The sequence below is a fragment of the Carboxylicivirga agarovorans genome, assembly GCF_050589845.1.
Classification (GTDB): domain Bacteria; phylum Bacteroidota; class Bacteroidia; order Bacteroidales; family Marinilabiliaceae; genus Carboxylicivirga; species Carboxylicivirga agarovorans.
On record NZ_JBNGPA010000028.1, the window covers coordinates 1 to 21,278 of the forward strand.

General features: G+C 40.0%; 14 protein-coding genes. 9 read left to right on the forward strand and 5 right to left on the reverse strand.

Annotated elements, in window-relative coordinates; genetic code table 11:
* Positions 1–463: 463 nt before the first annotated feature.
* Positions 464–979: a hypothetical protein gene (locus tag ACRD69_RS19810; RefSeq protein WP_430816874.1), complete on the forward strand. Its 516-nt coding sequence runs from the start codon at positions 464–466 to the stop codon at positions 977–979.
* 219 nt (positions 980–1,198) lie between these two features.
* Here the strand turns inward: ACRD69_RS19810 and ACRD69_RS19815 are convergent, their stop codons facing one another.
* The 3 genes from ACRD69_RS19815 to ACRD69_RS19825 all read right to left on the reverse strand — a co-directional run bounded on the left by ACRD69_RS19815 (position 1,199) and on the right by ACRD69_RS19825 (position 4,920).
* Complete coding sequence (locus tag ACRD69_RS19815; protein WP_430816875.1) at positions 1,199–3,088, reverse strand: FG-GAP repeat domain-containing protein; 1,890 nt, start codon at positions 3,086–3,088, stop codon at positions 1,199–1,201.
* Between the two features lie 58 nt (positions 3,089–3,146).
* Complete coding sequence (locus tag ACRD69_RS19820; RefSeq protein WP_430816876.1) at positions 3,147–3,539, reverse strand: thioredoxin family protein; 393 nt, start codon at positions 3,537–3,539, stop codon at positions 3,147–3,149.
* Between the two features lie 151 nt (positions 3,540–3,690).
* Complete coding sequence (locus tag ACRD69_RS19825) at positions 3,691–4,920, reverse strand: thioredoxin fold domain-containing protein (RefSeq protein WP_430816877.1); 1,230 nt, start codon at positions 4,918–4,920, stop codon at positions 3,691–3,693.
* A 126-nt stretch (positions 4,921–5,046) separates the two neighbouring features.
* Between ACRD69_RS19825 and ACRD69_RS19830 the strand changes: the two genes are divergently transcribed.
* Both ACRD69_RS19830 and ACRD69_RS19835 read left to right on the forward strand, forming a co-directional pair.
* Positions 5,047–6,534, forward strand: a complete 1,488-nt coding sequence (locus tag ACRD69_RS19830) for a sensor histidine kinase (protein ID WP_430816878.1) — start codon at positions 5,047–5,049, stop codon at positions 6,532–6,534.
* A 21-nt stretch (positions 6,535–6,555) separates the two neighbouring features.
* The gene (locus ACRD69_RS19835) at positions 6,556–7,251 is read left to right on the forward strand and encodes a response regulator transcription factor (protein WP_430816879.1); all 696 of its coding nucleotides are present in this window, start codon (positions 6,556–6,558) and stop codon (positions 7,249–7,251) included.
* A 437-nt stretch (positions 7,252–7,688) separates the two neighbouring features.
* Here the strand turns inward: ACRD69_RS19835 and ACRD69_RS19840 are convergent, their stop codons facing one another.
* Both ACRD69_RS19840 and ACRD69_RS19845 read right to left on the reverse strand, forming a co-directional pair.
* Positions 7,689–8,276: a peroxiredoxin family protein gene (locus ACRD69_RS19840; RefSeq protein ID WP_430816880.1), complete on the reverse strand. Its 588-nt coding sequence runs from the start codon at positions 8,274–8,276 to the stop codon at positions 7,689–7,691.
* A 263-nt stretch (positions 8,277–8,539) separates the two neighbouring features.
* A complete protein-coding gene (locus ACRD69_RS19845; RefSeq protein ID WP_430816881.1) occupies positions 8,540–9,838 on the reverse strand; it encodes a hypothetical protein in 1,299 nt (432 codons plus the stop codon).
* 357 nt (positions 9,839–10,195) lie between these two features.
* On the opposite strand from ACRD69_RS19845, the gene ACRD69_RS19850 reads away from it, so the two are divergent.
* The 6 genes from ACRD69_RS19850 to ACRD69_RS19875 all read left to right on the forward strand — a co-directional run bounded on the left by ACRD69_RS19850 (position 10,196) and on the right by ACRD69_RS19875 (position 21,044).
* Positions 10,196–10,747, forward strand: a complete 552-nt coding sequence (locus ACRD69_RS19850; RefSeq protein ID WP_430816882.1) for an RNA polymerase sigma-70 factor — start codon at positions 10,196–10,198, stop codon at positions 10,745–10,747.
* Positions 10,748–11,244: 497 nt separating this feature from the next.
* A complete protein-coding gene (locus ACRD69_RS19855) occupies positions 11,245–12,408 on the forward strand; it encodes a FecR family protein (RefSeq protein ID WP_430816883.1) in 1,164 nt (387 codons plus the stop codon).
* A 112-nt stretch (positions 12,409–12,520) separates the two neighbouring features.
* Positions 12,521–16,264, forward strand: a complete 3,744-nt coding sequence (locus tag ACRD69_RS19860; RefSeq protein WP_430816884.1) for a SusC/RagA family TonB-linked outer membrane protein — start codon at positions 12,521–12,523, stop codon at positions 16,262–16,264.
* Between the two features lie 17 nt (positions 16,265–16,281).
* Entirely contained in the window at positions 16,282–17,913 is a 1,632-nt protein-coding gene (locus ACRD69_RS19865; protein WP_430816885.1) for a RagB/SusD family nutrient uptake outer membrane protein, read from the forward strand.
* Between the two features lie 80 nt (positions 17,914–17,993).
* Complete coding sequence (locus tag ACRD69_RS19870) at positions 17,994–19,064, forward strand: redoxin domain-containing protein (protein WP_430816886.1); 1,071 nt, start codon at positions 17,994–17,996, stop codon at positions 19,062–19,064.
* Positions 19,065–19,343: 279 nt separating this feature from the next.
* Positions 19,344–21,044 carry a DUF4369 domain-containing protein gene (locus ACRD69_RS19875; protein WP_430816887.1) on the forward strand — a complete coding sequence of 567 codons (1,701 nt, stop codon included), beginning with the start codon at positions 19,344–19,346 and terminating at the stop codon, positions 21,042–21,044.
* Positions 21,045–21,278 lie beyond the last annotated feature (234 nt).

Sequence of the window (21,278 nt, forward strand, 5' to 3'; positions counted from 1 at the left end):
GAAGGTTATTTGCTTGCTATGAGCATATTGAACAATAATAACAGTAAAGAGTAGCTTTTTGTAAGGAGGAGAGCTGATTTACATGATGCATAGATCTATACGTTTATAAAACTTCTTTTCGAACACTCGTGGGCAAAGCTTAGCGACGCCCCGGGTTACCCAACGCCCATCAAACCGGTGCAACAGCAATCAGTGACGTCATTATATAGTTCTGTGGCTGATTTGAGTTGTGCCTCCAGCGCATTTTTCGATTGAGCTATAAGGTATATTCCATTGACAGTATTTGACATGGAATGTACCTTAATCAGTCTTTTATGCAGGTTGAAGTGTCTTAACTTAATGACATTGCCCAATAGCTATCCCTTGATAAATGTAAATCAATGATTTAACTTGAAGTGAAAATGATGTTAAGGTCATAAGTTTCAGTGTTATTCATTACTTACTAATCTCATAAAACAATATTATGGTTTCAAAGTCAGCATTTATTAAAGAGTTTAAGGAAGTATTAGCCATTTCGGTGTTCTTTTTTATTTGTTTTTTAGTTTTTGTGCTATTAAAAAAGGCCTTCCTTATTGAATATGATATTAAATACCAGGGTTTTTTATCTGCTGCTTTCGGAGCATTGGTATTGGGTAAAGTGGTTGTGATCCTTGATCATTTAAGTGTAACAAAAAAGCTTGATCACCTCGCCAATATCTATAGGGTACTTTTTCGCAGCTTGATCTATTTACTGGGATACATAGCGTTTACCTTTCTTGAGCATGGAATTATGGGGCTTATACATGGGGAAGGGCTATTGGAGGCGCTAGGCAGTAACCTGCATCATACCATATCCATGGAAGGGTTGGCTACAATGGTTGTCCTGTTCCTGACCTTCTTTATTTTCAATGCCTTTTGGGTTATTCGCAGTCATTTAGGTCCTCAGAACTTATATGCACTGTATTTTAGTAAGGAGCAGGAGCATCAACCTTTGGATTAAATTATATGGTATGTTTGCTCAATTGGAGCGGCCATTGCACAGTATTAACTGCCGCTTTGATTGAGAAAGATTAGCTTATAATCAAGTTCATGGCAAGTAATAAAAACGCCACTCATCATATGAGAAGCGTTTAAATCAATACTTGTTGGTCAGCCCTTAAGATGTGTTAGTGCCATTATCAATAGCTCAGGATCAATGGCATTTAAGTGCTTTTGGAACTCACTGGAATTTTATGACTTCCTCAACTGTTACAGGAGGTAAACACATATCCTGATTACAGGTCTGGTAATTGACGGTTACTTTCACCTTTTTGTCTTCGGCTTTGACCTTATAAAAGTCACGCGTCATATAAAACACCTGCTCAAATTCCATCTCCATGTCTTCATAACGGGCAAGGCCTTCCGGATTAACAACGATGGGTGTACGCAGGTCGTCTTTAATTACAACGCCTTGACATGGCTCGAACTCAATAGTAGTTGGAAAATAGCCTTCTTCTCTGTTGTGTTTGGTATCGGCGTATAAATACCATCCTGGCTTCATACTGAACTTCACCTTGATGAGCATAGGCGTTTCGTAGGGATTAGGATTTTTGGTCGATTCAAAGCTTATGCTTACCTGTTCGGTTTTATGATTCCCTGCTTCACTGGTCTTTAACTGATAGATTGGCGGCAACTCAAAATCTTTTGCTTCATCAACCACTTTGACCCTTGCCGTCGTTTCGGGTGCCTTTCCGTACATAACGTAGACATAGCCACGGTGCCGGGATGAATAGATATCACGAACCTGATCATCCAGTTCACGTTGGTAATACCATGGGATCTTATATCCGGGCTGCCATTCAATCATTTTCTTTTGCATTTCCATGGTCTGAGCATGACGACCAGGATCACCGTAGCCATGGCCCAGGTCTTTACCAATGCGCGGCAGGCCAAAATGATCGAGGTGTTGCCATGCCAGAGAATCAACAATACGATAATCACCAACAGAGATAATGCTGATACCCAGCAGTAAGTCCTTGATGCCATCATTGTTAAAGTCTTCAACCTTTACCTGGGTGCCAGAACCTGGTAAGGGGCGGGGCAAACCGTCTTTGCGACTAAACAGGGGCTGACGCTGTTCGAAGCGAATACCTTTGGGCGTTTGAACGCCCCTGAAGAATTCAACCGGGTTTTGTCCTTCGTATGAATAGGTTGAGGTAGCCAGCAGATCAATAATACCATCACCATCCCAGTCAACTGGTTCTATGTAGGTTTTCAGGTCGCCGGCAATACATCCTGCAGAGCCGTATTTTTCCGTATGTGCATCGATCTGTTCTTTATCCTGCAGCAAAAGTGGCTGTCCTTCAGGATCGAGCAGCAGGCTGCGATAGCCGAACTTCGGATGTGTTTTAGTACCAATATTTAAGGCGACACGCAAACCACCTGAGCCGGCAACGAAGAGGTCGTATAAGCCATCGTTATTGAAATCGGCAAAACTGGCAGAGGTGTAGTTCCAGTAATCCAGGCTACGATTGTCAGTAAATGGCAATCCATTGATGTAATTGTGCGGATCACCCTCCTGCAGCACTTCAACGACAGGTTTAAATCCTTCAGGAGTACCTTCCCACATGGATATAATACCCGGGTTGTACGAACCCGTTACAAGGTCATCTATTCCATCGCCGGTTAGATCAACAAAGCGGGGGTGCAGGCCAATGCAGCACCAGTAATAAGCTGTTATTGTATCGCCGGCCAGATCGGTGGCATATTCAAATTTACCGGAATAGACAGGGTGCTCATTACTTCCTTCATTGAGGTGAACCTGCAAAAATGAGCCTGTTTTACCGGTTTCAAATTCACCGATCAGTAAATCCTTAAGGCCATCGCGGTTCCAATCGAACAAGGCGGGATAAGCATAACCATGCTTCTCAGTGATGATTTCATCAATGGTACCCTGAATATGCACCGGTTGGCTCAGGATAGGGGCACCCGGAATATCGGCATTAACCAATTCGGGTATGCCAGGCATATTTTGTGTTTTCATATGTTGCGCATCCTTGTAAACAGGATATTGTGGCGCGTTACATGCTATAACCATCAGGCATAGCATGGCATTGATTACATGTTTCATAGTTTGATTATTTAACGAATGATATTAAATGCGTATGTGCCAATACGACAATGCTTTCTTATTTGGCTAAACCCAACAGTTTGGTTTCATCCTGAACACCCATGACTTTCTTCGTTTGTGTTCCGTCAGCCTTGGCATACACAAGAGTAGGATAGGCCTTTACACCGTATTTTTCAGCTAAGGCCGGCCCTTCACCTTTTTCAGCGTCTATTTTCAGGCAAATAAACTTTGCATTGTATACCTGGCCAACCGATTCAAGGGTGAAATATTTTTTAGCCATCATTTTACAAGGACCACACCAGGAAGTATAAAAATCCATAAATAAGGTTTTCCCTTCTGCTTTAGCCTTAGCCTGTGCCTCGGCGTATGTACCCTGAAAAAATTCAATTCCCTGTGCCATTGTATTCACCGATAAAAGCATGGCAAAGGCTGCAATTACAATAGTTCTCATACATCTGATATTTAGTGATTTTTATACCATAACACCCAAGCTTTCAAAATGGGTGACAATAAATTGTATAAAACACCTCTTGATCCGATATTAAATCGTATTCAGGAAATAAATCAATATCAGGTTATCGGATTATTCGATTCAACAACACTTATTTTAAATACTGCATCAATCGGGAAAAACTTTCATTGACATAGCCATTGGCAACCTGTTGTAAATAGCTGTAGCTGTGCTCTTCAGCCTTTGACCGGGGTAAGTTATCAATACCCAAAACCGAATTTTGGGCACTTACAACCGCCTTCCTTTTATAACCTGCCTTAACCAATAACCTGACCCTGATGGCTTGTAATATGATGGATGGCTCATGCTGTTCCGCATAGGTGTTCAGTTCATCGATCAATTGCACAATTTGTTGTTTTTTTACCTTATCAGTTTGCAAAACAACCATTAAAATCCGGTGATTATAGGAGGGGGGCAAGTCATATTTAGTTATGAAAGAGAAGTATTCATCAATAAAAGCAGCAGCTTTAGCTGAGTGTAACAAATGGGTTAATTCGTAGTATTCCAGTGCGGGATAAACCAGGGCACCAAAATCATTCCTTAACTGCTTTTTGCAACCATCTGTGCAATGTTTAAACTGATGCCTGTTACGGTGTAAAATAGATGTAAATACTGGTATGGAAGTCTCAACATTGTTTAACTCCACAAACGCATGCGGGTTAGTTTTTAATAAACTGTAGAGCTCGTTATTCAAATGCGCGTGGTGGTATATGAGATAACGAACATCTTCACGCGTATTGATAGCTGTTGAGGGTAGAGCATTGATGTATTCCAGTATGAGCTTGTAAGGGGTTGGTAATCCCGTTTCAATCTGGCGCTCTTCGATATAGTGTTCCAGAAAATTCCAATCACGTTGCCCGGCTTCATACTTGTGCCGGTAATAAGACCATTCTTTCTCTCCGGGAAAATTTAAAGCCAGTCGCGCCGCCTTTAATAATGCCTTGCTGTTATTTAAACCTTTATTATTGGTCACTCTGAGCAATTGACCATTGGAACTGACAAAAACAATAGCAGGTATACTTCTGACATTATAATGACTTAAGAAATTTCGTCCGCTTAATTCACCCACATTGATCTTAACATTTATAAAATGCCTGTTGTAAAAGTCTGCCACCTGGTCTGATACCAGCAAGTTGTTAAGCAGTAACTCACTTTGCCTGCTCCAGTCAGCATAGATCACAAAACAAGCCGGTTTGTTTTGATTACGTGCGAGCTCAAGTGCCTCACGGTAATCTCTTTCCGGTTTCATCCATTCTGTTCCCTGTGCAGCCAGGACAGTGGAAATTACTAAAAACGTTATGAGTAATACAGCAATTCTCATCTATGGCGATTATAGCATACAAATGAAGTTGATTGCTGAGAAATAGTGAGTTAACAATAGGCCAATCAAGGTTAATTAAGGTTAATAGTTTTATCGCACATCAATTAAAGCACTTATATTTACGTTATGGAAAAAAATCCGTACCTGAAAAAGAAAACGCGTATTGTATTGCTGATGATTGTGAGTCAGCTTTTACTTTCTGCCTTTGTTGGCTATTGGTTGGTAACACAATACAAGAATGAAAAACAGCTTCTCAATAGGGAATTACGCGGTCATTATTACGATGTGAAAAATGAAATGTTTGACCGCCTGATTTACGAAGCGATTATTACTCCAATTATTGAAAATCAGGATAAATCAGACTTGTCAGGTATACAGTTTAAGGATATTGAACTGACGGATGAGAAGAAGCTTGAACTTTCACAGTCGATTATTGAAGTGCTCAATGAGAATGAGCAAGGTTTAGATAAACTATTCGAGTATTATACATCAGTTTACCCGCGCACACGACCTGATGACCGAACCCGTAACTTAATATTCACCATTCAAAACTATATTTTTCAGGCTGGTATCCGTTTTGGAAACTATTGGAACAGGGAAGAGGAAGGTGAGACCTTTGAAATAAAGCTTGATGAGAAATTGTTCAGGGAATTGTACTTATTGCGTCTCGAATACAATAACATACATGTTAAAGCCAATTGGCAGGAACCGGTTGTTAAAGTGGATTCGGTTGAACATGTAATGGGTATATACCGGTATGATAATGAAGCGGAAATGTATGAGATGGTCATCTTATTTAGCAATTACCAGTTGTACCTGTTAGGTGTTATTTCGTTTCAACTGATCTTTGCATTTATACTGCTAAGCATTACTGCTTTTGCATTAATCTTTACTTATCATAGCTATTTGCGTCAGATAAATCTTAGTGTATTAAGAAGTGATTTTATCAATAATATAACGCACGAACTTAAAATTCCAGTGGCTACAGCCAAGGCTGCCCTTGAGGCCCTGCGTAGCTTTGGCATGCAGGCCGACCCGAAAATAATGGGCGAATACCTGGATATGGTTGCCAATGAAATGAACAGGCTTGACGGGCTTACATCGCGCGTTCTGGATCACTCAAAGCTGGAGAAAAACCAGAAGAATCTTAAACTGGAATCCACCGATTTGGGTGATTTTATAGAACAATGTCTTAAAAATATGCATATCCTTTTTGTTGAAAAGAATATTGATGTGAGCTTTAAAATGGCAGAACAGGATATCACCATAGATATAGATCGCTTGTATTTTGAGGGGGTATTGAAAAACCTGATTGATAACAGCATTAAATACGGCGGCGACAATACGCAGATAGCCATTGATATGAAAACGGAACCAAAACAGGTGTGCATATCCATAAGTGATAATGGTCCTGGTATACCTGAAAATCATATTAATAAAGTCTTTGATAAGTTTTTCAGGGTGCCCAAAGGTGATCAGCACAATATTAAAGGATTTGGTTTGGGGCTTAGTTTTGTGGCATTGGTGATCAAACAGCACGGAGGAACTATAAAGGCTCAAAACAATACGAACGGAGGCTGTAGCTTTACGATCAAACTACCACTTGTACAATGATGATAATCAAAAGAGAAAGCGATGAAAACTAAAGTGTTTTACATAGAAGACGAACCAAACCTGGGTAAGATAACATACGATACACTTAAACTGCAAGGTTTTGAGGTAGTATGGGAAACCGATGGCGGCAAGGTTATGGATCATTTTGATGCATTTATGCCTGATCTTTGTGTATTGGATATTATGCTTCCCAATGTGGACGGATTATCGCTGTGTCAGCAGATAAAGAGTCGGTATCCGGCATTACCAATCATCTTTTTAACAGCAAAAACAGATACTGATGATCTGGTTAAAGGGTTTGAGGCTGGTGGTACCGATTATATGCGTAAACCCTTTAGCATTCAGGAGCTGATTGTCAGAATAAAAAACCAGCTGACCATTCATCAGGTTCAAGCTACCGTATCAAATAATGATAATGAAGAGGTCATTATTGGTGAATATAAATACCTGCCTAAGCGCTATGAGCTGATAGCACCTTCAGGTACCATAAATTTGTCAAGTCGCGAAGGTGAATTATTGCAGATGATGGCAGGTAAAGGTTCTCAAATAATTGAGCGGAAGGATATCTTGATGAAAATTTGGGGAGATGATTCATTCTTTAACTCCCGCAACCTGGATGTTTACGTTAAAAAACTACGTAATTATTTTAGCGAAGATGAGAATATTGAAATTCAGACCTTGAGGGGAAAGGGGTATTTATTTTTGGTCAGAGCTTAGGATGTGCGATGTTCGATGTTCGATGTGGGGATGTGAGGATGTTCGATGTTCAATTCGACAAATAAACATCTGCTTTTTTAACAATTCCTCTGCCAGCTCGCATGTGTTTTCTGAATCTACCCAGTTGTTAAGAATCAATGGGGCGTAATTGTATATTACCACGACATGGTACACAGGCTTACCACGACTTGGTATGTATGCTTACCACGTCATGGTATGTATGCTTATTATGACATGGTATGCAGGCATACCATGTCATGGTAATTAGTTCTCAGGGCGATTAAGGGGTATCTGGTGAATGAAATTAGTCTTGCTATTCGACTTTCTTAAGTACTTCCATAGTACCGGTCATTTATGTCTGAACCTTGTCATCAGCCTGGTACTATCCACTACCAATCATCAGCCCCCAATCATCATGCATAAATCATAAGCCCTATCTACAGCTGTGCTTCGATGGCGGCTTGCAGGTTTTTTACCGTTTCAGGAGTAAGGCCTTCAGAGCTATAAACTATTTGTGAGTTTTTATCTATCACTACGTGGCCGGGAGAAGTTTTTATGCCATAAGCTGTCACAATATCTTTACACTTGGGAATGATGTTGTAATCGAATGGAGTTGTTTTTAAAAACGTCTTTAAGCGCTCTTCTGAGTCAAGAGCCATTCCTAAAAAGACGATATCATCGTTTTTAAAGTGTTCGACCATTTGATTCAGTTCCGGTATTTCACTTGTACATGGATTACAATCAATAAACCAAAAATTGATAACAACTATTTGGCCCTTTAATTCCTCCAACGTATAGTGGTTACCATTGATGTCTTTTACATTAAAAGGAATGGCCTTGTTTCCTATATTGTCATTAGTCATTGCAGAGCTAAAACTACATCCGTCTTTATCATCCGATCCTCCTGAATTGGTATAATCACTATACATACTTTCATATTGCAAATCATCAAAAGTGCAATTTTGAGCAGTACTACTCAATACGGTTAGTAACCCGATAATGGTTAAGGTTAATACGTTTTTCATATCCGTTGTTTTTATCAATTAATTATAGATACAAAGTAATATGATCGTCATTGTAATTCAGGTTAATGCCTGGTTAAAACTGTGTGAATCAAAGTTAGTTAAGGTTAATTTGAGTGAATGGTGACTGAGAATGTGACTGATCTTCGGCATTCATTCCTTCACTTCATACAGCTTATAAAAAAAGGACGATTCTTCCTGGCACAGAAGCATCGCCCTTTAGCATTAACGAACTGATTATATTGATCTGCAATTAGGCTTTTATTCTAAAATCCGAAACGTGGGTTAACAACCGGGTTAAACATTGAGCCAAAAGTATAGCTGAATCCAATACTGGTATAATAGTTATAACCCGATTGCGCTTGTTTCTGGCGGAGCAACAACTCATCAATACTTAAGCCTCCACCTGGCAGATGAACCTGGTTATGGGTAATGTTATAGGACGACATAAAATTAAATGAGAAGCCTTTGAATATGCGCAAGTTGGCGTGTACACTAAAGTTAAGGGCATATAATTCGCTATCGTGCAAAAAGGAGTCGTATGTAGCAGAACCGCTTATGGTACCCCATTTCTGCTTGAAGCTGCCACCAAGTTCAAGGCTTTGTTCCCACAGTAATTCATCGTTTTTATTAAATATACTTGACTCTAAATATTCATTGTAAACGGCACCTGCCCGGTATGACAAAGTTATTTGCTTGCGTGTTGCTTCTTCATAAGGAAAAACACTAAATTCCAATGCTGGCTTGAATTTAAGGTATAAATCGGTATTGCCATAAACCGAGTTGCCAGCTTCAGCAAAGGCTCCCAATGACCACAGGTTATAGATGCTAAACACATTTCGTACATCCAATGAACGGTTTTCCTTAACGTATTCATTTGTCAGTGTTATCGGTTCGCCATCCGGACTGGGGGGAGGCATTTCGTAGGTAAACTCCGATGAGTTTTTGTCCCAGCTCGCTCTCAGGTAAAACTTATTCTTCTCAGTAACGCGTTTGGCAGACAAGCTACCATTTATATTGGTAATGGTTGATGTTTCTTCACCACTCTGACTACCGCTTAAACCCAGGCTAAACACCCACGAATTCCACTTATCGATATCTTCAACAGGTTCATTTACTTCTGTTGTTGTTTGGGTTGAATCACTGTGGTTATATGGTCTTACCTTTTTAAACATATAACTCCAGAAATTACCCAATCCCATCTCAAGGTGCATCTTTAGCTCTTCACGCAATTCATCAGCGGTGGCATTCATATCCATGTTATACGATGAGCGGTAAAACAGTTCATCAAATTTACCCTGCCCCGAAAACTCTAGTTCATATTCGGTGCCGCCACTACCGGTTTTCTGTGTCAGTACCATAATATAGACATCGGCATCTTTTTGATCACGTGCAAAATTCAGGTAATTCATCTCCTGTCGTAAATATGTCATATCACACATGGTACAATCAAGGTACACATTTAATCGTGGTATATTGGGCTGTTGCGCCTTTGTATAAAAGCCACTTAATGCAATGGCAATGAGAATGAGTATGGCTTTCATATATCGTTTTGTTCTTTTCATATTTCCCTGGTAATTCGTTTAATGCAAAAGAACATGTTGCCCTGTAAAAAAGAGGTTAACACTCAGCTAATCAAGGTTAATTAGGGTTAATGAATGTTTGGATGTTAGGATGTGAGATGTTCAATTCGACGATTCGACTTCCGGGTAACTATCGGGATCAACAATTCGACGAATCATCATAGGGAATGTGGGATTTTGGATTGAAACATTAAGGAGGGAACCCGCGTGCATATCATTGAAATTTAATCATTAGTAAGTCATTACTCATCATTAATATTAATAAGAAGGGCATGTTGTATTACAAACACATTTGTATAAACAAAAACATTTTCCTTTTTTTGACGAAAACATTTCCCGGTGAACCAACTTACTGACACTATATTAAAAATGCAATCAGGCAGTAAAAAGGCTTTCAAAGAGATATTTGATGAGTTTTATACGCCTTTGTGTTCATTTGCATACAGATACCTGGAAGATACGGCAGGTAGTGCTGATGTGGTGCAGGAGGTTTTTCTGGCGCTTTGGAATAATCATGCTAACTTTTCAAATGAGGGTACATTGCGTTCTTATCTGTTTACATCGGTTCGAAATAGCTGTTTGAATATTATTCGTCATGAAAAGGTCAAAGAGCGCAACAGGGGAGAGCTGGCCGAGTTTCAGCAGACTGATACTACAGATGAGCATGAAATTGAAGCAATGGTTTATGCCGAGGTTCACAAGGCTATTCAACATTTGTCGCCACAGGCCCGTGAGGTTGTTATACATTCAATGAACGGGCTTACCAACAATGAGGTGGCCGATGAGCTTAATGTATCGGTCAATACCGTTAAAACACTGAAAAAACGAGCATATAAAACACTTCGCGAAAAGCTGGGAGGCATGCACTGGGTTTTAATTGTGCTTGTGTAGTGAACCTGGTATAGAACTTGAAGAGTCGAGTAGTTTATCCTATAGTTCTCGAGTGAGTCAATCTGTCGAATTGAACATCCTCACATAGTCTAACTGTCTAACTGCCTAACTGTCGAATTGTTGATTGAGTTTATTAGTTTATAAGTTGAACTGTCATTGATCAGAAGTTATAATGGATTCCTTAAGGGTGGTTCAAAGGTTTTATAGCAGTGTTTTGGCGTGTGCAGTACTCAAAGACCTTAAGGTTTTGAAAACCTTAAGGTCTGGCAATTCTATCATGGGTTGTGAGCTTGTGCACGAATAGCTATCACCACATCGCACATCTCCAAATCGCACATCCAAACCTCCCAACTATCGAATTACTAAATTGTTGATTTGTTAAGTGGTACATTATCAGTTAATAAGGCAGTGAGAGTGAATTTAGGTTAAAGAAAAGCTAAAAAAGTGTCACCCACATTCACCCGCTCCGTGTTATGGTTGCAAACAAGGAAAATTGTATGCATACCAACAACAAAAAAATAGCAGACTTAATTACCCGCCACCTTAAGGGTGAGCTGTCCGATACTGATCGGCAGGTACTCGAGAAATGGTTGGCTGATGATACAAACCAAGAGCTGTTTGAGAAAATAGTGAATAAGGAAAACTTACTGAATCAATCGCTATTATTCGATAAATTCCCAAGTGATGTTGCCTGGCAAAAAGTTGGCGGCAAAATCAGTCCCCGGCGCACAATTGGCCGATGGATCTCATATGCGGCAGCAGTCCTGGTACCTTTGGTTTTATTTTTTAGTGTATATAAAATATCTGACGACGCCCGTAAGCGCAACGATTATGCAAAAGTTTACGAGATTAAGCCCGGTGAGAATAAGGCGTTATTAACCTTACATGATGGCAGTACGGTCGAAGTCGCCACGGCTGATACACTTATTAATATACTTAAATCAGGTACCAACATTAATATCGATTCAGCGGGTGCTGATTATAGTGTTGATCCGAATACCTTAAGCGATCAGCAGCGTTACAATACGATGGTTACCTCACGGGGCCGTGAGTTTAACCTTACACTGGAGGATGGAACCAAAGTATGGATGAATGCCGAATCACAGTTGCGTTATCCGGAGCGGTTTATTGGCAATACACGTGAGGTATTTGTTGAGGGTGAAGTCTATTTTGAAGTGGCAAAAGATAAGAACCGTCCATTCTTTGTTAATTTTAATAATAAGCGCATTAAGGTTTTGGGTACCGAATTTAATGTGCGATGCTATAATGATGAATCATCAGATATAGTGACACTGGTAGAAGGAAGCATTGCTTTGGATGCTATGCAGGAGAGCGTTATTTTAACACCCGATCAGCAGGCGGTCATAGCAGCGAATGCAGGTACGATAGACGTTAATAAAGTGGATGCTAATATTTATGCGGCCTGGAAAGATGGTAAGTTCGTGTATAACAATGCCCAGCTGGAAACCATTATGAAAGACCTGGCACGCTGGTATCAGCTCAATATTTTTTACCAGAACGAAACCATGAAAGATAAGCGATTCTCTTTATATACAAACCGTTACGATTCTATACAAGAGATGCTTGAAATATTGGAAACAACCAATAAGGTTAAATTTGAAATATTTGAAGATAATATTGTAATTAAATCCATAAATTAAGAAACAGAAAACTACAGAACACAAAAAGAAACAGGGGATATTGGCACTATCCCCTGTTAATCACAAGCTGATTGGCACTCAGCTCATTCGTTAAATAATCAATTTCAAAATTATGAAGAAAAATCGAGAACCCATCTTTCTTGAGGGAAGAAAGATGTTAAAACTGTACAGGATTATGAAACTGTCTGTTGTACTTTTATTAATCGGGATGTTGCAGGTATCTGCATCTGTTTACTCGCAGGGAAACCGGGTAAAGCTTAAAGAGAGCAACATCACATTGGCTGAATTATTCTGGAAAATTCAGTCCCAGACTGACTTTGTCTTTGCTTTTAGCAATGAGGATGTTGAAGCGTTTTCAAATATTGATGTTAATACTGAGGGGAACATCGAGGATATTTTGAATGAAATATTAGCTGATAAGGACCTGTCGTTTGAATTGAAAAACGGGGTGTATGTCATTCAACGTAAGGCTCCAGAACCAACTCCCGTTGTAGTTGATGAGGTGCAGGAAGAGAAGAAAGTAAAAATTACGGGTACTGTGCGCGATGAAAAGGGCGAGCCTTTGCCATTTGCTGCGGTTTGTTTCAAAGGAACAACCTATGGCTGTGTATCGGCTGTTGACGGGCATTATGTGCTGGAAGCACCAATAGAAGATGGATTAATGCTTGAAGTATCGAGTTTGGGCTATAAAACACAGGAAATAGAAATTAATGGAAGAACGGTTATTGATATTATATTGGTGTCGGAAATACAAGGGCTGGATGAAGTTGTGGTAACAGGTTTCACGCAAATCTCACGTGAACGTTCTTCAGGTTCTTTTGGTAAGCTTAGTGATGAACTTATTGACAAACCGGCTATAGATATTTCAGAGCGATTAGTAGGTACGCTTGCAGGAGTTCAACAGGTTGTTGATGAGCAGGGTAACAAGCGATTTGAAATACGTGGTCAATCATCACTTAAGCCGGAATACGGCGTTGTAGCTTCGCCGCTGGTCGTTGTAGATGGATTTCCTATTGAGGGTGAGTTTGAGAGTGTTAATCCCAATGATATTGAAAGTGTAACTATTTTGAAAGATGCGGCTGCAGCATCAATCTGGGGAGCCCGCTCGGGCAACGGGGTTATTGTTATAACCACTAAAAAAGCCAGTAAAGCGCAACCTACCACGGTTGAATTCAGCTCATTCTGGCGATTCCAGAATAAACGTAACCTTGAGGAAGAATTGAACAGGGTAAGTGCAGCCGACCAGATAGAGTTGGAAAAGTTTACCTGGCTGACAACAAATGATTGGGGATCTCCTGCTTATTTATCATCATGGGGGCTTCCTGGTAATTCTCCCAATGATATCGCAAAAGCACGTTTATCTGCCACTCAAACCGCATTTAATGAGTTTCGCCTTGGAAACATTACCGAAGAAGAGTTAAACGCACAGTTGGCAAAGTATGGTTCAATTGACAATACTAAACAGATAAAAGATCATCTTTTACAGAATCCGTTTACACAGCAATATAACCTGGCTATTTCAGGAGCCACTAACAAAATGCGTAATCGTGTATCATTGATGTTTGAAGATAGTAAAACGGATTATAAAGGCGACGATAAGCAAAAATACATGGTGAATTATAACATGAGCTATAATTTTACCGACTTCATTCGTTTTGATTTAAACACAAACTTCAACTATCAGGATGATACCTATAATGGCTCAAATGCCAGAATATACTATACAAATTCACCATTTCAGGACGCTATAAGCGTTGCTCCATACCAGCAATTGGTGAATAATGATGGTTCACTGGCCCGATGGACAAACGGACCAGTAACAGCATGGGGACCATATGGTAATGTATCCCAGATATATCAGCCTAATTTCGATCGTTTTGTTGATCCGACCCTTTATCCGTATGAAGACTGGACTTACAATCCGATAGAAGAGATCAGTGCCAGGGAATTCAGGGCTAAAACAATACACGCCCGTATTAATGCCGGATTAAACATCAAATTGTTCAAAGGCTTTGATATTGATTCAAAGTTTATGTACGAGATGTATGATTACGATGATACAGAACGATACTTTGAAGATTCTTTTGAAGTACGTATGACCGTTAATCAAACATCAGGTGGTACTTTCGATGATGCGGTGGCAGGAAATGTTGTGCCAAACCTGCCTAAAGGCGAGTTTGTTGATAAATTCAATCGTAGTATCAAAGCATGGAACTGGCGTAACCAGGCCAATTATAACCGCACCTTTGGTAAGCACCAGATAAGTATGTTGTTAGGTCAGGAAATAAGTCGACGGACAACAGATATTTGGGTGTTGCCACGTGCATATGGTTACGATCATGAAAGAGGAACCACACAGGTATTACCTAACGGTCCTGGTAATGTGGCAAGCGGATTCATATATAATTCTTTTATAAGGGATTGGTATGGGGCTCCCCGTCGTATTACAACGCCTTATCCATCAGGTACCGGTGCCAGCTTTGTGTCTTCATTTGATGGCTTCAGAAGTACATCTGTACCAGGGTACTTTAATGATGTATATTTTTCATTGTATTCTAATTTCTCATATACTTACAATGAAAAATACAGCTTAACAGGGTCGGTTCGTACCGATGCTTCCAACTTTATTTCAGCTGATCCGGAATATCGCTATTCGCCATTCTGGTCCATAGGTGGTAACTGGCAGCTGCATAAAGAAGATTTTATGTCTGGTTTGGAATGGTTGGATCGCTTTGCTCTAAGGGCCAGTTATGGTTTCAATGGTAACCCCAATAAATCAACCTATGCCAAAACGGTAGTTAGCATTGAGCAGACAAAAGATCCTGATTCTGGTGAATATGCGACCACCATCTTCCGCGGACATGGTAATCCGACACTTCGTTGGGAATTGATCGGACAAACCAATATGGGTATCGATTACTCGATGTGGAATGGTAAGCTGTTTGGTCGATTAGAGTATTACAATAAGAAAAGTGAAGATTTGGTTACCCCAATTAACTTACCTTCATTCCAGGGAACTTACTCAGCTAACCTCAATGCTGTTGAAATGCGTAATTCAGGTATTGAAGTTGAGATTGGCACCACTTTACCGATCAAAGGCAGAGATATTGTCTTCTCGGGTAATCTGAATTTTGCATATAACAATAACGAGATTCTTAAACTGTATTCGAAACCGGCATGGGTAAGTGCATTAACGCAAGGAGCACCTCAATCTTATCTTGAAGGGTATAATGCAAACACATTATGGGCCTATAAGTATGCAGGAATGGAAGATGGCGTTCCAATGATCGAAGATAAGGACGGTAACAAGCACGATGCAACAAATATCTGGGGACTTGACGGAGACGCGCTTGATTACTCATATGAACAAGGCGTTACGATTGCCCCGTATATAGCCGGATTAAGTTCAAATATCAAGCTTTATGATTTTGATCTTTCATTCATTATCATGGGTAAGTTTGGACATGTTTTCCAAAGAAGCGTATATAATTTCTGGTTACCAGATAATAATGCATCTGTCTCAAACTTATACCATGAAGCTTTAGATGCTGATCCTAATGAAACAATTCCATTACCATCAGAAGGCTATCATCCATATATTAACAGCTTATATGGAGCATCGCAGAATATGGATTACCGAACAACAGATGCATCACATATTCGTTTCCAGGAAATTAACCTGAGTTATACTGTTCCGAAAAGTATCCTGGGTAAAACAGGCCTGAAAAACTTCAGACTGTATGGACAGGTTAACAATGTTGGAACCATCTTATTTAACGATTATGATGAAGATCCTGAATACAGGTTTTTTAAGCCCAGAGCCGTATTTACATTTGGTTTAAAGACTAATTTCTAAAGTAAAGGAGAAATAAAATGAGACATTTATATAAATTATTCCTACTCATATTTATGGCTGCACCAATGTTCATTGGCTGTGAAGATATGCTGGAGGAAATACCGAGTAAACAACAGGAGATCATTCCGACAAAAGTTGAATATCTGGATGGTTTCTTATCAAATAACAATCAACAATCCATAACCATGGATGCTCAGATACTGATGAGTGATGATTATGTAGCCTTAAATACTTTTCAGGAGCGTAATGCATGGCATTACAGTGGGAGCCAGTCTCAAATGCCTATTACCTGGAGTATGAATACAATCACCGTCTCAGATTATGAATCAGGCCCATGGCGAAATTGTTATGATTATATGTACAAGGCAAATACAATGCTTGAGTATTTGCCCGAAGTAATGGGTACGGAAGAACAAAAGGCGCGAACAGCTGCTGATGCACATTATTGGCGAGCTATCAATTATTATTATTTAATAACCAACTATGCATTGCCTTATCAACCAGGTGGTTCAACCCGTTCTTCATTGGGCGTGCCGATCAAACCCGATACCAATCTCGAGGATTTTCCCAATAGGGCAACCGTTGGCGAAGTATATGATCTGATTCTTGAAGAATTAGCTTTGGCAGAAGCCTTTTTAAAAGATCAACCATTGGAAATAGCAGAGGTTGGGAATATCATGCAATGGAGAGCCAGTGCACCGGCCTTATATGCTTTATATGCACGTATCTATTTAACAATGGGTGACTTTGACAATGCATTGACCTATGCTCAGAAGGCATTGGATAATAATGGGGAAGCACGCTTGATGAATTATGCCACAGAAATGAGTTATGCCGATGAAATGGAGCGAACTGAAACAATCTATACATCAGAAACAGATCCAGGTACAGAGGTTACGATCCAATACCCCCTTACGTCGAGCCAAACTTTTCGGCGTTACGACTGGAAAGAAACATATTATAAGCGAACAACAAGTGCTCCCCGCGGCTTATGGCTTGTTCCAAGCGAAGATTTAATTGCTTTGTTTGGAGCAGATGAAGCTACTCGTGAACTGGATCTACGCTGGAAGTATTATTACATTGAAAACTATTCCTACACCGAATCAGATTACCGTGGTGGTATGAATTGGTGGACAGGTGTTTTTACTCCCGCTGAGAAAATTGGGGTATGGAATGGCAGAAGTGATATTGGTCCATCAGTGGCTGAAATGTACTTGATCAAAGCAGAATGTCAGGCACGAACAGGAGATGTAAGTGGTGCTGAAACAACAATTAATATGTTGCGTGAAACGCGCTTTGATACTGGAGCTGATGCATCAATAGTAAACTTGACGTTTGACAGTGTAGAAGATGCTATTAAACAGATTCTGGATGAACGAAGAAGAGAAATGCCATTCTTTTTCCGTTGGAATGATATGGCACGTATATCTGGTTACGGGGAAGCAATAACATACTTGCCTTCAACGATTACACGTAATTTTTATGAGTTTGATCTGAACAATGTATTTACTGACGCTCCTAAAACCTATACGTTTACTCCAGCTTCTGAAGAACAAAAATTTGCGTTCCCAATACCACGTAAAGATATTGATCAGGTTGCTGTTTATGGTGTTGATATGAAGCAGAATTCATATCCGGCAGACCAATAACAGATCAATAAAAGATGCTCAATCCCTCCCGTCTGGGAGGGATTTTACTCCTCCTTCATTAACCTTTTTCTCCTTTCTTTATGAAGCTATTTTCTGTCTCAATATTACTATTGGTATTTGTTGCTTGTTCTTCACCTTGCCATGAAGATGGTTTTATCATTAAAGGACGTATCAAAGGTCTGAGCGATCAGTATCTGTATTTCGATCGCGATTTTCACTCGGATGTAATAACCGTGAAAGATTCATTTTTAGTGAAGAATGAACGTTTCACCTTAAAAGGGAAGGTAAGTGAACCTGCTGAATTGGATTTTTACTCTAAAGATTTTAAGACCTTCAACGGGCATCTGATTGTTGAGAATACTAAAATACGGTATAGATCTGGTATTGCCGATAATGCGAGTGAAGTGGTGGAAGGCTCCTTCTCCAATCAGCTGTTTCAACAATACCTTACTACCTTCGATCATTGCTATAAGGCCAATGATTGTAAGCTGAACAAACAGACACAGGCCCATCTATTGCAGCATAGTTTAAAACTGGTTAAGGCGTATCCTCAGCATCCGGTATCGTTGATGGGAACCAGGCACCTGCTGAAGTACCTTAACACTGGACAAGGATCTGCTGATATACTTCAACAGATAGTTGACCTCTTAAGACCTGCATTTGAGGGAGAACCGGAACTTAAGCAATTGCAATACTTTGCCAATGCGACAGCTCTGCGACAGGAGGGCTCATATTTTATTCAATACAAGGCTCATTTGCCCGATGGTCAATCAGCAAGGCTATCAGATTTTTACGGCCACGGCTACCTGTTTGTTAATTGCTGGGCATCATGGTGTGGGCCATGTCGTGAAGAATACCGGTATTTCGATAAGGTTTATGAGAAATTCAAAGAGTCAGGATTTCAGTTGGTTAGTATCTCATATGACAGTAAGATGTCATCCTGGCAAAAAGCCATCAGGCAGGATGGTATGGAGGATCATATCAATATGTCTGAATTGAAAAGCTATCAAAACACCATATCTCAAGCCTACGGTATTAACCAGGTACCTGATAATTTTCTGCTTGATAAGAATGGTAAGATCATCGGAAACAATATACCAGCTAAGGATTTGATGGAACTGATGGAAGAGTTGATTGGCAGTGGTAAATAGTTGGAGATTGAAATAGCCACATCTCATATTCAAACTGCTTATGCCGATAGTCATCCGGGAGTCGATTCGTCAAATTGTCGAACTGCTCAATTGTTGATCCCGTTAGTTACCCGGAATTCTATTTATCTAGTATCTCCACATCGAACATCGTACATCCTAACGTCCATTAACCTTAATTAACCTAAACAATTTCCCTGTTTGTCACCCATGTAAAAACGAAAGGTGTTATGGTTGCGAAACAGATTTAGTTACGTTAAATAACCTAGATAAAACAAACAAATGAAAAACTTTAAATTGGAAAAACGAATGATCGATAGTCTTCGTTTGTATGGGGCACTATTGGTGCTGTCAATAACTATGACATGCTGTGGTGGCACCGCTTCAAAACAAGCCAGTGAAAGAGGTGGCTTTAACCTGGTTGGTACTGTTGAAGGCTATACTTCAGGGACAGTGAAAATGGAAGCATACATCGACGGTGATAACAAGGTATTGGCTGAGGCTGAGATCCAGGACGGGCAGTTTTCTTTTAACTATGATTTCCCGGTTCCTATGGAAGTAAGCCTGAGTATTGGCGAACGAATGGACGGTTGGTTCGCACGCTTTTATGCAGAAAATGCCAATATGACCATAAATGGCAAAAAAGGCTCATATGAATCAACTGTTACAGGTGGTGTGGTGCAGGATGGTGCGCAACGATTCGGTAAAACGATTAAGAAATTCTATGCCGAGCATGGTGATCCATATGGTTTTGATTCACGTATATATGCAGCTAAAACCGACGCAGATAAAAAGAAGATAGAGGAAGAGAAGGTACTTTATAATAATAAGTTAGAAGACTTTTATAAAGAGTATATCCGTTTAAACGCAACAGACCCTTATGTTGCGCAGATCGTTTATGTACGATTAACATCTAAAACAGGAGGACAAAGTGCACAGGCATTGGCCAAATGGGCAGAGCCAATTGACGTATCCATTCGTCAGCACCCTTTTGTAGCTCAGATGTTTAATATGCTGAACAGTATGCTGGAAACAGAGGCAGGACTGGATAAGTTTGTGGCCGATGCACATGATGTCAAATACAAGGTTGATAATACATATAAAGGAGCGGCGCATACCAATGTAAAATACCTGGCCGTGTTAAATAACGATAACCTGGTAGCCCTGTCAAGTGAGTTTGGTATTCATGATGATTATAATGCTCATGGAGGAAAAAAGGAAGAACCTAAAGCCTTTAATGTTCAGATAATAGACACTGAAGGCAAAGAATTAAATCGTTTTAAGGTAGAGGCTGAAGGTCTGGCATCGTGTATTGCAGCCGATGCGGATAATAACATATATGTTTTAACGACTCTATTGAAAGAAAAGAAAACCAAATTCCGTGGACGTGAAACGGTTTACATGGAAAAGGTAGGTGCCAAGTGCTATGTATTCAATACCAAAGGTGAACAACAAAACGAATATTTACTTGAAGGAAGGGAATATGCCACAGGTGCCCGCATATACCGGGATAAACTACTTGTGTCTGATGTGGGTAAAGGAGCCCTGGGCATATATAATACAGCAGATGGTAAACTTATCTCGACCATTAAGGACCTGCGCCCTTGTTGTTCCATTCTTGACTTTGATGTCGATTCTGAAAAAGGTGAGATATTGGCTGCTAACCTGGGTTCGTTCCGCGTTGATGGTTATACCATGGAAGGTAAGAAAATTGTGTCTTTTGGCCAGCGTGGCAGGGGTATTGATGATTTTCATTCGTGCTGTAACCCTGTTAGTGTGCGACGACTGCATAATGGTGCAGTTATTACGGTCGAAAAAGCACCGACCCGTATAAAAGTATACAGCCGCGAAGGGGCAAAGTATGTTGAAGGTATTGAAGAGCTGGTGGAAGGGTGCTTCCACATTCCGGTGATGTCTGACAGCAAAGACAATATCTACCTGGCTTCGCCTAAGAAAGGCCTTGTCAAGTGTGTGGTGATCTGATAGATATTAGTGGGGGTGATTAATGATGAATTGATTTGTTGATCGCGATAGCAATTGGAAGTTGATGAGTTTAGTAGTTTAAGAGTTGAACTGCCTTATTCTTGAGAGAGTTGAAGAGTTTATTAGTTGATAAGTTGAATTGTCATCCCAATATCCCCACATCCATTAACCTAAATTAACCCTAATTGGCCATTTCTTAACCTGCTTTATCTCTGAAAATCATTTACTTGAATG